This window comes from Chryseobacterium sp. T20 (assembly GCF_047345655.1).
Taxonomy (GTDB): Bacteria; Bacteroidota; Bacteroidia; order Flavobacteriales; family Weeksellaceae; genus Chryseobacterium.
The window spans coordinates 85,776-99,760 of sequence record NZ_JBLFDU010000013.1; the positions used below are offsets into that span (position 1 = coordinate 85,776).

The following is a 13,985-nucleotide window of genomic DNA, read 5'->3' on the forward strand; positions in this document are numbered from 1 at the left end:
ATAGTATGTTAGTAGCAACAGAACTTCCAAGAGTATTTGTACTCAAAGAGAAAGAACAGGAAATCAGGCTTGACGACCCTGAGCCAAAATGGAGCGTACAGGCAGTCCTGAATTTTTATTCAAATAACTATCCTGCACTCACCACAGCGAAAATTTCACGTCCAACGATTGCGAATGATACGATTCTCTATCGTTTTGAGACCGTCATCGGAACTAAAGGTTAACTAAAAAATTAAACACATGAATTATGCAAACACAGTATCCCGAAACGGTAAAGCTACCAAGAAAAGAAAACCAAGCTCAACTGCACAGACAATTGGAGCAGTTCGGACGGTGGATGAGAAAACCAAAGGATGCAGGGGAAATACAAAAGGACAAACAGAAGTCCGTACCGCCTGCGATGTTGCCAATGCCTTTTTAGGAATGCGCTTTTCTCCCAGATTGCAGGAACACGAAACTATACAGGACTGCGATAGATTAAAAATGGACAGGGATTTTAAAAAATCCCTGTCTCTAATCGCTAAAAAATTTAATCTTTCTTTACAGGATTGTGGAAATATCCCTTTTCCGTATAACATTGCTGAATCAATGGCAGACCTTAAAAAACAGCTTAAAAAAGCGGAGACGGATTGGAAAGAAGTCCGATTGATACATCATAATAATAGCACTTACTTTGCAAAGGAAGACAGATACGATACAGGAATGACTTTATACTATATCCCTGTAATTCCACTTTATAACATACTGCACAATTCGGCAACTGAACAAGCTAGTCAGCTTTTACTTTCTGTATATACCTACATCTATCAGATTCTCGGTGTACCCTATTACAGAACTGATGATTGCTATTTGTACTCTATGTATGAAATGCTTGAAAATTGGATGTATGATGACAGTGCGGAGGAAGAGTTTATAGCCGACTTTAATGATGCTAAACGCATCGGTGATTTTATCAAAAAAATAATCAGTGACCCGATAAACCTGCACAGTTACACAAACCGCTTAAAAACATTTGTCGCAAAAACCGATTTTGATAAAAAATGCATGACGGTTGCCAAGTCTTTTTATAAGATTTTTTGCGCCTATCCTAAAGTTCAAATCGATAGAAAATTCTATCCTTTGCGTTTCAGGGAAAGAATAGATATTGATGAGCGTGCGGTTTCATTGGATAACTATGTTTCTTTTTGCGCTTCGATTAAGGGTAGTTTATTTGAATCGCTCTGCCAGTCCGTTAACGACGATTTACAGGAATACTTCGAAATCGACGAACCAACACGCTTTATCCCCTACGATAACAGGAGAATAAAAGAAAACAATTTTGATTTTGAAAGCAAGGTTTTTAATGCCATTGATAGCCTTATTCAAATATGGCAGGAACATCAATACTAAAATTTAGAAATCATGGAAGATATTACAAACAGCTTTAAAACCTATTTTTACCCCTCAAGCGCATTGGTCTTTTATCAAAGCAATGGTGGCTTAAATGATACTTATGTCGAACACTTTGATATGGACAGTAATGGAGCGCCCGTTAATCCCCACCCCCTTACGATAGGTGAAGCAAAAAGATTGGCGACAGCGCTAAAAATTGATGAAGACAGTCTCAATCAGTTAAAATCAGATGGCATTTTACCCAATAACCTATTGTCATTTGACGCAAAATCAGCAACCATAATCTGGTATAGCAAAGCTCAAAAAAGAGAACTTTTATTTTCTGAGGGACTTGGAATAAAGTCAGGAACGGCACAAACTCCGCCTTTGGTTTGGATGGCAGACCGAGAATCACTCCATATTTATGCATTAACCATCAATAGAAAACCAACAGCAAACACCGCCCTGCATTATGCTCCTTTTTTCAATGTATATGAAAGTGGTGAAGTCTGTATGGGAACGGTGGACATAAAAGCAACCGAAACAGGTTCTATAAAAGAGCTGATGACCTTGTGGGAAAACTATTTTTTTAATAGCTATTTCTCCCACATGATGGCTGACCATAATCCTGTTGACGGAAACTGTGTACTGGTATGGGAAAGCCTAATCGGAACTGATACCATGTTCCCAACTGATAGACTTATCAAAAGCAATCAAAAACTTAAAGATATATTACGATGAGAACGCCAAAAACCAATGTCCATTTTTTGGACAATTACCTGCTAAGTCCAACAAACCCCATCCGTGTCAACGTAATCGGTGCAGGTGGAACAGGTTCAAAATTTATGACTGCGCTGATGGAAATCAACCACAGTTTATTGGAACTTAACCACCCAGGATTGGAGGTATATCTTTGGGATGACGATATGATAACCTCCGCAAACGTAGGTCGCCAAAGATTTGCAGAATCAGAAAAGGGACTTTTCAAATCTCAGGCAATTATCAATAGGCTGAACCGTTGGTCGGGTACAAACTGGAAAGCCATAACAGAAAAATTCCAACGGGGTGAAGAAGGAGAAATACCCCTCCATGCAGGTGCATCAATTTATGTATCCTGTGTTGATACCGTGGGTTCAAGATTTACGATTGCAGAAATATTACAGGAACTAAACAGCAAATACGCAAACCACAGGGATAAAGGAAGGTATTGGTTAGACCTTGGGAACACCAAATACACAGGTCAGGCAATACTGTCAACCATCGGAAAAATAGAGCAGCCCACATCAAAGAAGTTTAAAACCTTTGATTCGCTTCCCTCCATTATTGCGGAATACGGTGATGCAATGCTCAGTTCTGAAAAAGAGGATAACACACCAAGTTGCTCTCTGGCTGAAGCTCTTTTAAAACAAGACCTTTTTATCAACAGTACCATTGCGCAAATGGGAGCTTCCCTCCTTTGGAATATGTTTAAAACGGGAATGACAGAAAATAGAGGCTTCTTTTTAAATCTAAAGAATTTCAGAACACAACCGATTTGCGTTGGCAGTTGAAAAACTGCCGGCGCCAAAATTCGGCTCCTCCTATGGTCGGAACCGAATTTTGGCAGAAAAGCGGTGCAACCAGTTTTAAAAATAGCACCCGCTGAGCCATTCCATTTTAAAAACCGCTTGCGGCTTGTTCATTATTTTGGTTTGTTTTCTTCTAACAACTAAATTCTGTTTATCAATTTATATTTTTTTGCTAATTCTGTTAACATACACCACCCAAAATTTACCATGATTTTAAAAGAAAATCTAATTATAAAAAGGATTATTTAAAAAGTTTATAAACAAAAAAAGCACCGACGGGTGCTTTTTAAAGTTCATTTAATGCTATAATTTATATTTATCCAGCCTTCCAAAAAATAAACTCTTATGTTTATTTTAGACATTAATTTTATTATAAAATCGATTTTCTGTTAATGTCAGAAATATCAATTTCATTTTCTTCTAACAATGTTTCTAAAGCATCAGAACCTTTTTGCTTAAATAATTCAAACTCAGGTTCTGATATCGGTATAGCAAGAAGAAAATGGACTTCTTCATTTTGTACCATAAAATCTTCAAGTTTATCCTCCCACAAATACGGTGTAGTAAAATAAATATGTTTCATTTCAGAAGCGGGGTAATACATTTCAACGAGTTTTTCAAAAACCACCCTTTCAGAAACCTTCCATTGATCTTTAATGCAAAAAAAAGCACTTGTGCTCAAAATATTCCCCACTTTATCTTGCGCCGAATATCCTGAAATCATTAATTCGTACTTTTTATCCGCTACAGAATAGTCAGACAATCCAATTGTAGCATAAAAAATAACATTTTTATCTAAAGGATCGGGACACTCCATAATGAAAATGGCATGTTCACCTGTATCATCTCCATATTTAATGACTTTTGGTTCTGTACCTATTATTGGGGAAAGCTTTTTATATAATTCCTTTTGTCTTTCTGTTGGTTTCATTTAATTACTGAATATTTCTGCTATACACCTGTTTGAATAAATGATTTAACATTTCAATAATTGCAAAATACATAAATACTCGAAAAATTATTTTGTTTTTAGATCATTCATTATTTTTTCAGGTATAATATCTTTAGCACTCCTACCCGCATTGTTTACAATACTAAAATCAGCATTATGTTCATACATTTTTTTTAAATTGTTAAAGTTTTTTCCCCCTTTCCAATGCATTACACAAACCCATGATGGTGTATTCCCATTAATATCTTTTGCGTCGACATCTGCGGAATGGTTCAGTAGCAAGTTCACACTATCATCATGTGCCTCCTGAATAGCAAAATGTAAGGCTGTATATCCATTATTATCCTTTGCATTGATTTCTGCGCCATTTTCTATTAACCATTGTAGTAATTCAATATTGTTGTAAAATGCCGCATTTAAAAGACTTGTTCTTCCAAATTCATCCTTAATTTCAAGTCCATTACTCTCTAAAAAGGACTTGACATCATTATTTTTCTTTTGTTCAATAAAGATATATATGTTGTTTATATTGATGTTCATAATTTTGCTTTATTCAAATATACAATAATTTTAATACCCATAATAAATATCATCTGGAGCTTCACCTTGGTGCCCTCGATTGGATGACGGGTGCTCCGGTCTATAATGCTCAAAATTATTATGTTCAGTTATATACTCATCTCTGCTAATTCCTCTTTCTGCCGCACTTTGTTGATGCTTTCTGAACTCATATCCATAATCGTGGCCCATATCCCAAGGTTCATTTGGATTTAAAGGTTCACCCGTTACAGGATCTCTTACTACACCATCAATACTTTCATTTTGAGCCTTATTCCATGTGTTATCTCGCACCCCATCTCTGAATCCAGATGGCCTCTCATAATACCATTTACCATACTCGGATAAACTTCCATCGGCATTCTTAACAGGAAATTCCGGCAATTTCGGTCTTCTTCCCCCCTTTTTAATCGCTTCTGCGGCCAATTCATCAATATCTTTAGTAACAACAGCAGCTATATCATCACTCTCTTTTTTAGCTAACTGCTCCAAGGTCTCTGCGATTCCTCTTTTAGTTCCTGCTTCCAATGCTTCTTTACCCGCTTTTTCAGCTCCAGCCTCGGCAACTTCCTTTACAGTCTTTTCAACAACGACTTCTGCACCTTCTTTTAAAGCTGTCTTACCTGCGGTAGCTGCCACTGAGCCGCCAGCAGTGTACACAGCTGCAACAGCATCTGGTATAAATTCTCCAACTGTAGTACCGATCTTCCGAGGATTTTTAGCGATCCATTCGCCCGTTTCCTGAGCCCCCTTGACAATATCATTTCCAAGCTTGTCCCAATTCTCTTCCTTGGAAGCCCAATCCCATGTTGAATTTGCTGCTTTTTCTAGATTCCCCGGTGTCGTACTCCATTTGTATGCCTCATTAAGTCCTTTAGTGGTCGCCTCATACCCCTCTTTCACCATTCCTCCTAAAGCTTCGGCAGTACCTACCGGGTCTTGCCCAACCTGATAGATAACTTCCCCAAGCCCGACTACTCCATTCACCGCCCCTTCAACTAATCCCGTTCCAAGATCATCAAACCAATCCTTAGCCCCTGCAATAGGTTTCATCCAGTCAGGAATCATCTTATCCCTTTCAGCTCGATTTTCTTTTGTTTTTTGTTCAAGCCAGTCAAATCCTTCTTTGATGTAATCGCTGGGCATCTTTCCTTGTCCTATACCATAAGCAACGGCGGAAGCCCTATCAAAAAATATACTGATCTTACCTCCAAAAATACAATTGCAGGTAGAATCTTCTAGAAGCATCCTGTTTCCATTAATTTTTACACCATCCTTCGGATTATCCCATTGCAAGGTAGTAGGTAAACAGGTTACCCCCGTAGCCCATTTTGCAGGACAGGTACAGAGTCCCATTGGTTTAAGGTGAAAGAAAGGTAACTTATCTGCTTCGGTTGCCATTGGCACCGCATATATAGTCGTATTTTTGTTAAAGCTAACCCGTAATGTCGATGGGCTCGTTCCTTTATCGCAGGCGAGAAAAGCACCCTCGGGCACATACTTTTTTGCCATGATCCACTTATTTATAATTAACGTTCTTAACGCAGGTGCAGATTTCTACCAATTTGGTCTTTCTAAAAATCCGCTCCAATTCACTTAGGTTTTCTTTCGACTCCAAGACCGTGAAATCAGGAATCTTTAATATTTCCGATACCAGACAACCTGATAAACGTTTAATCTTTACGTCATCAGCATAGATATCTAGACAGTTTAGTTCTGCTAGTTTATCGGCATCCTTACTGCTCAGTAGTATAAAGTATCGGTCATTTTGAAAGACAAGATCCTCTATCTTAAAAATCATATTGCTTTTAAAATATTTCTTTCTTCACGATACAGCGTACCAGGAATTTCCGCTATACTCATGCACATACTCTGTTCAGACCAAGGCCATTCATCCAAACGGTATCTTTCGATGTAACCTAACTGTAGCTGTGTAGGGACACGTGGCCTATTTTTCAGAATCCTGATCATGGCTGTAACTTTCTCCTGTTCAAACTTTTCATCGTCAATTGTCCCCTGAACTTCGATTTGGATTTTACCATCTTCTAATTCTGTAAGTGTCTCCACAGTATTAATAGGAACCATTTTTGCCGCCAAAAAATTGGGAAGTTCACGATATCCAGTTGTCTCTTCGTCTTTTTTTAACTGATTTGCATGAATACCAGGAAATAGAAGCAGATAAGGCTGTGCAAATCGCAAAGCATCCGATAAGTTGTCTGCGTTTTCCAAAAGTTCATTAATACCTGTGATAAAAATATCTTTGTGCGGATCTTTCTTATGTTCTTTTATAAGCTCCGGTTTAATTTTTTCCCACTTCATACGTATATCTTCCATATTTAAGATTGTACCTAATTGCCCTTTTTCATTTAGGGTAAAAATCAGTTCATTCCTTATCTCATGAATATCCCCCACCCAACTGTACAAGCCAGTAGCATTACTCTGTTTATATCGGATTATATTTATTTTAAAAGTGGGAACTCCTTCGCTGACGGACAATAACTTTACCTCGAGACCAATTTCCAAATGATTTTCATTGCGCAAACCCTGAAATTGATAACGCTCTTCCCTGAGGAAAGCATACTTTCTTGTTTTCCCAATATCCTGAATATCGAACTCCATAATTATCCTTTATTAATTTCTACATCTGCCCCCGTAATATTGGTCGGCCCACTAGAATTGATCTTGGAAGATTTGCTGTCAACAGCTAAGTCAGCATCGGTCTTGATATCCATGTTGCCATTACTATGAATAGTAAATGTTCCAGCAGTCGCATCGAAACTGATGTTTCCATTGGTAACTGTTCCGGTAATCCCCTTTTTGTCGATGACAATTTTATTTCCGCCAACCTGAAAGGTTATACTTGTCTTGCCGTCAAGCGTAATATTACCTGCTGCGTCCATATTTAAGAGAGATTGTGGCGGGGCATTTTTTTTACCGCCGACATTAATGGAACTATTGCTGCCAGCATTTACGCTGTGGGCTATTTTGGCATTTGTTGTGGCATTTCCCGCTCCGTCGAAATGCATGTTTGCTCCACCCTGATCCTGTAGGTTCATGGAACCTGCACCATTATGAAATTTCAATTCTGCTCCGCTCCTACCACTGAAACTCATTACATTATTCCCTTCACCACCACCAGCGCCAACTTTTCCATGAAACATGCCTCCCATAACAAAGGGCCGATCGGGATGCAGGTGCACAAAATTTACAATAACCTGATCCCCCACTTCTGGTACAGACATAAATCCACGATTTTTGCTGACCTTATCGCTACTACCCGCATCGGGAGACATTACACGGATAAATTCAGTAGAATCCTTTCCACGTTGCCAGTCCAGTTGCACCTGTACGCGCCCTTGATTGAGTGGATCTGTATTTGACATTACTTTCGCAAACTGCGGTTCCGCATTTGGAACTACAAACTCCGGCCTTGGGATGAATCCTGTATCGGATGCAATCGCTTGAAATGAACCATCATAATACCCTCGAGCGTCAACTTCGTGCGTCACTTCAATAAGCATCAGTTTTGTAAAGTATGAGGTTTCGCTACTATCGGCTTTTCTCATCTCGATATCCGCTATACAGCCAGGATGAAGAAACGGAACTGTCGTATTTCCTGAGGTGACAAAAACTTCTGACGCTTTACTCCCGGCAGTACCTTTCTGCGATGCATCAATATCCATAAAGGTTACTGCTTTTATAGGGGCAACACGTAAAGATGGTGTTTGAAAAGTCCGTTCAGAAATCTCATATGCTCTTTTGGCAATATCTGATTTATGGTCAATTTTACTTTTTCCACCAGCGAACTTTTCATCTTTACTACTGTTATAACCATAGAATGTTGGATTTACATGCTGCGCCTTCATTTTGATTTTCACATCAGTCAGATTGCTGCCATAAGTAAGTACAACGGGTTTCTCCTGCGGCGGTAACTGTCCAAAATGAAGGACTTCACCATCATAGAAAAATTGTTCACCATAAGCTTCTGCCATTCTAGCCAGATAGTTATAATGTGTCTCCTCATACTGACAACTATAAGGTACATTTCCATAGCGGGAATCAACCCTGAAATCAAATTTGTCTGCACCTAAGCCTTCTTTGATGACTTCACTTGCTATACTATTTAGGCTGATAGGTTTTGATCCGCCGAAACTCTGAATATGCGGTGCTGCATCCAATAATATTGTGGGGCTATAGCCTGTCATGACAAGATTTCCCAGACTTCCTTTTTCCTGACTAAAACCTACTTCTGTAATAACTCCTACAAAATTTCTCTCAGGGCTATTATCGACATCTTTATATTTAAAGACAATGGTTATTCTTTTTCCCAGAAAATTTTGCGCCTCTTCCAGATTGTGATTTTCCGCCGCTCCTAAGGTATCATGAGCAAGTGTAAGCTCAAATTCATGGTGCTTCACAGCGCTTTGGGTAAGTTTAAAGTGCTTGAAATATTTGATTTCTTTTCCATCGACAAAAATATCGAGCTTAACTACCCTATTGATCCCTGCAATTGCATTTTCAGGAATCCCTGCTGCATTAAATATTTTGGAAGTAGGCTGGTTTGACCAAACTTTTTCCTTGAGAGTGGTGGGGTCATTTGGTAATAACGGCTGATTCAGAAACTGCCGCCCCGTGTCGGTTATATTTTTTGCTTGTTTAAGATACTCTTTTTGTGGACCCGGAATATTAGTAACGTCATCTAAATTGACGTCACTTAACGAATCCAAAACGTTTTTCTTGGATGAATCTATTCCCTTACTGGAAAGATTATCTTCTTGTTGAAACATGATAACATAATTTTTTTCGGTTGTGTTATTTAAAAAGGTTTATCACCGAACGGTGAATTCAATTACCAGGACTACAAATTAATAAGCAGGTAGTACTTTCACAACGCTATCGTAGTAGAGATCTGATAATGGTACCAAAAGAAATTCCGTGGGTCGAAATTACTCTTTAAGTATTAAGATACGCGAACTATTGTTTGGTTGTATTCATTCTTTTTCATAAGCATTTTAATGATTTTGGTTTTGCAATATAATACCTTACAACTTCACGGCAAAATGAATTCGACATTATTATAAAAATTGTCGTAATTCTACTAATCAGAGTTTTACAGTGCTTTCTTATTACCCTTTTCTATTTTTTCAACTTTGTAAACATAAACTTTAAAAGTATCGCCTTGTTCATTCGTGCCACTGAATTCCAGCAGTTCCACAGGACCTCGCACGTGTTCTTTTACAACTCGGTCTGTCCATTTTACATTAATTAATTCACCAATCATAAGTTAAATATACGAAATGAGCTTATAGCAAAAATTAGAAAATCCCGATTGATCCAGCAAACAAATATTTTTTTTAACTGAAATGCAAAACAATATTTATCCTGCATATTAGTATTCAAAAATTTATTATATTGTAGCTAGAAACTAACAAGCCATTTATAATGCAAAATAGCCTATTAAACAGGATCAATTACGTCCATGTTGGAAAACATGGTACATTCTATCCTAACAATAATCCCCTGTACAATTCAACTCCAGAGGAGGTTGATTCATTGTTCAAGTTCTTAAAGGAAAATAATAAATCTAAGTTACTGTTATACTTTCACGGTGGATTGGTTCCCGCGGACGAAGGATTGAAAACCGCTGAAAGAATTGTAAGATATAGCAGCTCCGGTTCTGATTCCCATGCATTCTGCTTTGTCTGGGAGACAGGCTGGATGAAGACAATTACAGATAATCTAACGACCATTTCTAATTCTGATTTTTTCAGGAAAATTTTAATAAAAGTTTTAAAGGTCACAGGTCCAAAATTAGGAATTGAACCTGATGATCTTTTCGACGGTGCAAAAGGTTTTGCTCAATTTTCAGAAGAAGAAATTGAAGCCGAACTCAGAAAAGAAGCACCTTTTGAAAGCTATCAGATTAATGCGGGCGCAAAATCAGCAACAATTTTAGATGCTGAATCTGCAATGGATGAAAGTGGGATCCTGATCTTAGAGAGTGAATTACAAGCAGAGCTCGAACTTGAAATAGAAAGCGACCCAGAACTACAGGAACTTATTTCTACTGAAAAAAGTCAGGCTGAAGAAGATATCTTAGATCCTAAGTACAAGCACAATTTAGAAGAAAATGCCAAAGGGTTAATCACCACAATGGAAGTGATCATAGGAGCAACCAAAGTTGCAATCCGTGTTATAAAGCGTTATATAAAAAAAAGAAATCATGATTTTTATCCAACAGTTGCCGAAGAGACCATGCGTGAATTGTATGTTTCGGAACTTGGGAATTGGCTTTGGGGAAATATGAAAAAGAAAGCCACAGATATGTGGAAGCACAGCGACTTTGAAGGAGATTACACTCAGTGGCCTGTAGGATTATATTTCATAAAAAAGCTTGCTGAGTATCAAGAAGAAACAGGCAAAAAATTAACAATCGATTTAGTGGGACATTCTGCTGGTTCTATCGTCATCTGTGAATTGATAAAAATGATATCGGCCAAAGGCTATGACATAAAATTTCGTAATGTTATTTTCATGGCTCCAGCATGTCGTACAGATCTTTTTAAAGATACCATCCTTAAAAACCCTTCGATCTTTAGTTCATTCAGATGTTTCACTATGTCCGACGAATATGAGAAAAAGGATAGACTGTTTTACTTTGTGTACCCAAGGTCCCTCCTATATCTAATTTCAGGGATACTGGAAGATGAGAGCGATGCATTGATTTTAGGGCTCCAAAGACATACGACAGGGAATCACCCATATAATGATGATAATGCCATCCAAATATCAGATTTTCTAAAAAAAGAAGGTCATACTGTTTATGCAGTGACGGATAAAAGCGCGTTAGACGGATTCCGATCTGGAGCACGAAAACATGGAGCCTTTGACGATGATGAAGAAACGACATTGGATAGTATTATCCATATAATAAAGCAATAACAAAATGCCTGCAAATATAGACGATTATGCAGTAATAGTTGGTGTTAACCACTATGCTGAATTAGCAACGTTAAAAGGGCCGGATAAGGACGCCAAAAGATTTCATAATTGGGTTGTTGACGAAAAGGGAGGGTATGTTCCACCTGATAACTGCTATCTTGTACTTTCAGAAAAAGATTCTCTATTACCAATACAGTATACCATTGATCAATGTTTCGGTAAAATCAACAGCAGAACCAAGAGGCGAAAAGGCAGAAGGTTATATTTCTACTTTTCCGGACATGGTCTTGGATTATCCTGGAATGACACAGCGCTTGTTCTGCCTCAATGGGATACCTTTTTTAGAAACCACGCCCTTTCATCAGGTGATTACCGTACCACCTTGATCGAATCAGGAATTTTCAGTGAAATATTCTTTTTCTTTGATTGTTGCAGAAATCGGAAAGTAGCCGTGAATGGTGCGCCACCATCGTTTGGCAATGTTATGCCTGCTGCAACGGCAGGAGCATGCAGATCATATGTCTATTCAGCTTCCGAATTTACTAATCAAGCTTATGAAGCGCTTATACAGTCAGAAAGTGGAAGTTTACAAGAATATGGAATCAGGGGAATATTTACGGAATCGCTTTTACGTGGCTTAAGGGGAGCAGCTGAAAAAGATGGCAAAATAACTTCCCTTTCGTTAGCAAATCACCTCGAAAGAGATCTGCCAAAGATCGCTGCGCAAACTAAAAAAGTTCAGGTCCCAAATATCCAGGGTGATCATGCTGACACGACAATAATAGATGGACTGACTGTAAATATTACCAATGTGCAGATTACTTTTACTGTCAGTGGTAAAAAGGCCATACTGGAAGATTCAGACCTTAATGTTTTAAAAGAAGGTATCTCAGATGTAAATGAACCTTGGATAATACCTTTGTCTAAAGGACTTTATACTATTTACTATGAAAATGAACAATCTGATGCAAAACCAATAAGGATTGATGGGACAATAAAAACATTAAGTTATGGTATTTAGAACACAAGAAATGAATGAACAACAAGAGTTTAATTTTAACTTTTCTGTTGTAGGCCCGCTAAGCGAATTTGTTTTGCTTAAACTGTTCAGTGGTAAAGGAGAAATGTTAGTTAGCCGACATGAGGAGATAGCAAAAAATCTACCCCGCGGGCTTTATCAGCTACAGATCTTTTCCAATGAAAAATTTGAACAGAAATTCATCAGATTGGAAGAAGATCTTCAATTAACATGGGAAAATAAAGGCTCTTTTTCGTCTATTCCGGCAGATTTCTTGCGAAGTACCAAAAATTATTACCAAAATGCTGTTAATCAGTGGAGCCAAAGATCCACTATGGATAACATGGAAATTAGCGATAATGATGCATCGTTGTTTTTATTTTTTAGATACCCCGATGAAATTATAAAAGGAAAGCAGGAAAATGTAGCCCAGTCTATGGGATGGCGCTTTTCAATATTGAACAGTGATAGAAAGGTAATTTATCGCCTGTATAATGAAACAAACGTTAAAGAAGATACACGTGACGGTTGGTTGGCATTCCACGCAAAAATGGAACCCGGTATCTACTATCTTGTATATAAAGGCAATTCTAAATCAAGAGAAATTCCATTGTATGTATTTCCAGAATGGCAAACCCAATTCTACCTCACTTTCAAACGTACACCTATTTTTTCGACAGCAAGGGTTCAACTTGTTCGACAGAACAGCCATCATAGATTGCAAGAACAGGAAACAATTCAGTTAGACGCAATTTTAAGAAATCTGGAAAATGGGATCTATTATGTTCCGCAGTCTCTGATTAGTAATACTGCACATTCAAAATGGCGAAATCCCATTTTAGCAATTGCGGTTTGCTATGCCTATTTACTTAGCAATGAAGAAACAAATGACCATCTTTTTCGTATAATGCTGCGGAATATTGAAGAAAGGATATTACCCTTGGAAAATGCTTCTGACCTACAAGCACTACGATTACTGGCCGCAAATCATTTCGGAGATCCTATACCTCACATGGAATTACAGGAACCTTGCATGTTTAATGTAGGAATGAGAGCATTTATTGAGCACTCCATTAAACACCCTGACAAGATTACTATAAATGAGATGTGTGAAGAAATTATTTCAAATCTACATAGTGACAGTGCCTGGACATCATATAGACCTCTTGAAAAGTCTTATAAAGATGTAGTATGGGACTATTCGGAACAGATTAGGATTTTAGAAACTTTTCAACTTGAAAATAACCAATATGAAAAAATAATAAAATCTTTGCCTAATTCTAAGAACCTTCGACTTGATGATTGGCTGAGCCTCAGTATTACTTCCCAATTAATGGCAAAGAAAGAAAGTCCGGTAACAGCAAAAAGCTTGGCATTTCAGTTTCAGGTAACACAGTCAATGGTTGAACATAGCATTGATAACATAAAAAATAAGTTGATTAATAACGAACAGCAAAATTTTCTACTGGACAGGAAGGATCTAACAGACAATTTAAAGGACAACATTTACAAAATAATAATTGATGATTTAGATAATAATATATTGTAAATTATTCCTGCCTGATGTCAGGTAATC

At 37.7% G+C, this 13,985-nt stretch carries 13 protein-coding genes; 7 read left to right on the forward strand and 6 right to left on the reverse strand.

Annotated features, from left to right (window positions below; all coding sequences use genetic code 11):
- Positions 1 to 5: 5 nt before the first annotated feature.
- Genes ACMA47_RS21970 through ACMA47_RS21985 form a run of 4 tightly spaced genes read left to right on the forward strand, consistent with a single transcriptional unit; the run spans position 6 to position 2,921 of the window.
- Positions 6 to 224 (forward strand): PRTRC system protein C, encoded by a 219-nt coding sequence (locus ACMA47_RS21970; RefSeq protein ID WP_413931501.1) that lies wholly within the window; start codon positions 6 to 8, stop codon positions 222 to 224.
- 16 nt (positions 225 to 240) lie between these two features.
- Positions 241 to 1,389, forward strand: a complete 1,149-nt coding sequence (locus ACMA47_RS21975) for a hypothetical protein (RefSeq protein ID WP_413931502.1) — start codon at positions 241 to 243, stop codon at positions 1,387 to 1,389.
- Positions 1,390 to 1,401: 12 nt separating this feature from the next.
- Positions 1,402 to 2,112 (forward strand): PRTRC system protein B, encoded by a 711-nt coding sequence (locus ACMA47_RS21980; RefSeq protein WP_413931503.1) that lies wholly within the window; start codon positions 1,402 to 1,404, stop codon positions 2,110 to 2,112.
- Positions 2,109 to 2,921: a PRTRC system ThiF family protein gene (locus ACMA47_RS21985; RefSeq protein ID WP_123861428.1), complete on the forward strand. Its 813-nt coding sequence runs from the start codon at positions 2,109 to 2,111 to the stop codon at positions 2,919 to 2,921. The genes ACMA47_RS21980 and ACMA47_RS21985 overlap by 4 nt, the downstream gene beginning before the upstream one ends.
- 388 nt (positions 2,922 to 3,309) lie before the next feature.
- Here ACMA47_RS21985 and ACMA47_RS21990 read toward each other — a convergent pair whose 3' ends face one another.
- From ACMA47_RS21990 to ACMA47_RS22015, 6 genes are all read right to left on the reverse strand, one after another.
- On the reverse strand, positions 3,310 to 3,870 hold the full coding sequence (locus ACMA47_RS21990) for a suppressor of fused domain protein (protein WP_413931504.1): 561 nt from the start codon (positions 3,868 to 3,870) through the stop codon (positions 3,310 to 3,312).
- An 87-nt stretch (positions 3,871 to 3,957) separates the two neighbouring features.
- Positions 3,958 to 4,431 carry an ankyrin repeat domain-containing protein gene (locus ACMA47_RS21995; RefSeq protein ID WP_413931505.1) on the reverse strand — a complete coding sequence of 158 codons (474 nt, stop codon included), beginning with the start codon at positions 4,429 to 4,431 and terminating at the stop codon, positions 3,958 to 3,960.
- A 30-nt stretch (positions 4,432 to 4,461) separates the two neighbouring features.
- Positions 4,462 to 5,961 (reverse strand): GH-E family nuclease, encoded by a 1,500-nt coding sequence (locus ACMA47_RS22000; protein WP_413931506.1) that lies wholly within the window; start codon positions 5,959 to 5,961, stop codon positions 4,462 to 4,464.
- A gap of 285 nt (positions 5,962 to 6,246) precedes the next feature.
- On the reverse strand, positions 6,247 to 7,068 hold the full coding sequence (locus ACMA47_RS22005) for a hypothetical protein (protein WP_076394340.1): 822 nt from the start codon (positions 7,066 to 7,068) through the stop codon (positions 6,247 to 6,249).
- A 2-nt stretch (positions 7,069 to 7,070) separates the two neighbouring features.
- On the reverse strand, positions 7,071 to 9,236 hold the full coding sequence (locus ACMA47_RS22010; protein ID WP_413931507.1) for a type VI secretion system Vgr family protein: 2,166 nt from the start codon (positions 9,234 to 9,236) through the stop codon (positions 7,071 to 7,073).
- 323 nt (positions 9,237 to 9,559) lie between these two features.
- On the reverse strand, positions 9,560 to 9,730 hold the full coding sequence (locus ACMA47_RS22015; RefSeq protein ID WP_413931508.1) for a hypothetical protein: 171 nt from the start codon (positions 9,728 to 9,730) through the stop codon (positions 9,560 to 9,562).
- 161 nt (positions 9,731 to 9,891) lie between these two features.
- On the opposite strand from ACMA47_RS22015, the gene ACMA47_RS22020 reads away from it, so the two are divergent.
- From ACMA47_RS22020 to ACMA47_RS22030, 3 genes are read left to right on the forward strand one after another with little or no spacing between them, the layout of a single operon-like run.
- Positions 9,892 to 11,391: an alpha/beta hydrolase gene (locus ACMA47_RS22020; protein WP_076394338.1), complete on the forward strand. Its 1,500-nt coding sequence runs from the start codon at positions 9,892 to 9,894 to the stop codon at positions 11,389 to 11,391.
- A gap of 4 nt (positions 11,392 to 11,395) precedes the next feature.
- Positions 11,396 to 12,412: a caspase family protein gene (locus tag ACMA47_RS22025; protein WP_413931509.1), complete on the forward strand. Its 1,017-nt coding sequence runs from the start codon at positions 11,396 to 11,398 to the stop codon at positions 12,410 to 12,412.
- Entirely contained in the window at positions 12,402 to 13,958 is a 1,557-nt protein-coding gene (locus ACMA47_RS22030; protein ID WP_413931510.1) for a hypothetical protein, read from the forward strand. Before ACMA47_RS22025 ends, ACMA47_RS22030 begins: the two co-directional genes overlap by 11 nt.
- The last annotated feature ends 27 nt before the right edge of the window (positions 13,959 to 13,985 follow it).

Coding starts and splice junctions, on each gene's coding strand:
- ACMA47_RS21970 (WP_413931501.1), top strand. CDS start 6: ATGTTAGTAGCAACAGAACTTCCAAGAGTATTTGTACTCAAAGAGAAA.
- ACMA47_RS21975 (WP_413931502.1), top strand. CDS start 241: ATGAATTATGCAAACACAGTATCCCGAAACGGTAAAGCTACCAAGAAA.
- ACMA47_RS21980 (WP_413931503.1), top strand. CDS start 1,402: ATGGAAGATATTACAAACAGCTTTAAAACCTATTTTTACCCCTCAAGC.
- ACMA47_RS21985 (WP_123861428.1), top strand. CDS start 2,109: ATGAGAACGCCAAAAACCAATGTCCATTTTTTGGACAATTACCTGCTA.
- ACMA47_RS21990 (WP_413931504.1), bottom strand. CDS start 3,870: ATGAAACCAACAGAAAGACAAAAGGAATTATATAAAAAGCTTTCCCCA.
- ACMA47_RS21995 (WP_413931505.1), bottom strand. CDS start 4,431: ATGAACATCAATATAAACAACATATATATCTTTATTGAACAAAAGAAA.
- ACMA47_RS22000 (WP_413931506.1), bottom strand. CDS start 5,961: ATGGCAAAAAAGTATGTGCCCGAGGGTGCTTTTCTCGCCTGCGATAAA.
- ACMA47_RS22005 (WP_076394340.1), bottom strand. CDS start 7,068: ATGGAGTTCGATATTCAGGATATTGGGAAAACAAGAAAGTATGCTTTC.
- ACMA47_RS22010 (WP_413931507.1), bottom strand. CDS start 9,236: ATGTTTCAACAAGAAGATAATCTTTCCAGTAAGGGAATAGATTCATCC.
- ACMA47_RS22015 (WP_413931508.1), bottom strand. CDS start 9,730: ATGATTGGTGAATTAATTAATGTAAAATGGACAGACCGAGTTGTAAAA.
- ACMA47_RS22020 (WP_076394338.1), top strand. CDS start 9,892: ATGCAAAATAGCCTATTAAACAGGATCAATTACGTCCATGTTGGAAAA.
- ACMA47_RS22025 (WP_413931509.1), top strand. CDS start 11,396: ATGCCTGCAAATATAGACGATTATGCAGTAATAGTTGGTGTTAACCAC.
- ACMA47_RS22030 (WP_413931510.1), top strand. CDS start 12,402: ATGGTATTTAGAACACAAGAAATGAATGAACAACAAGAGTTTAATTTT.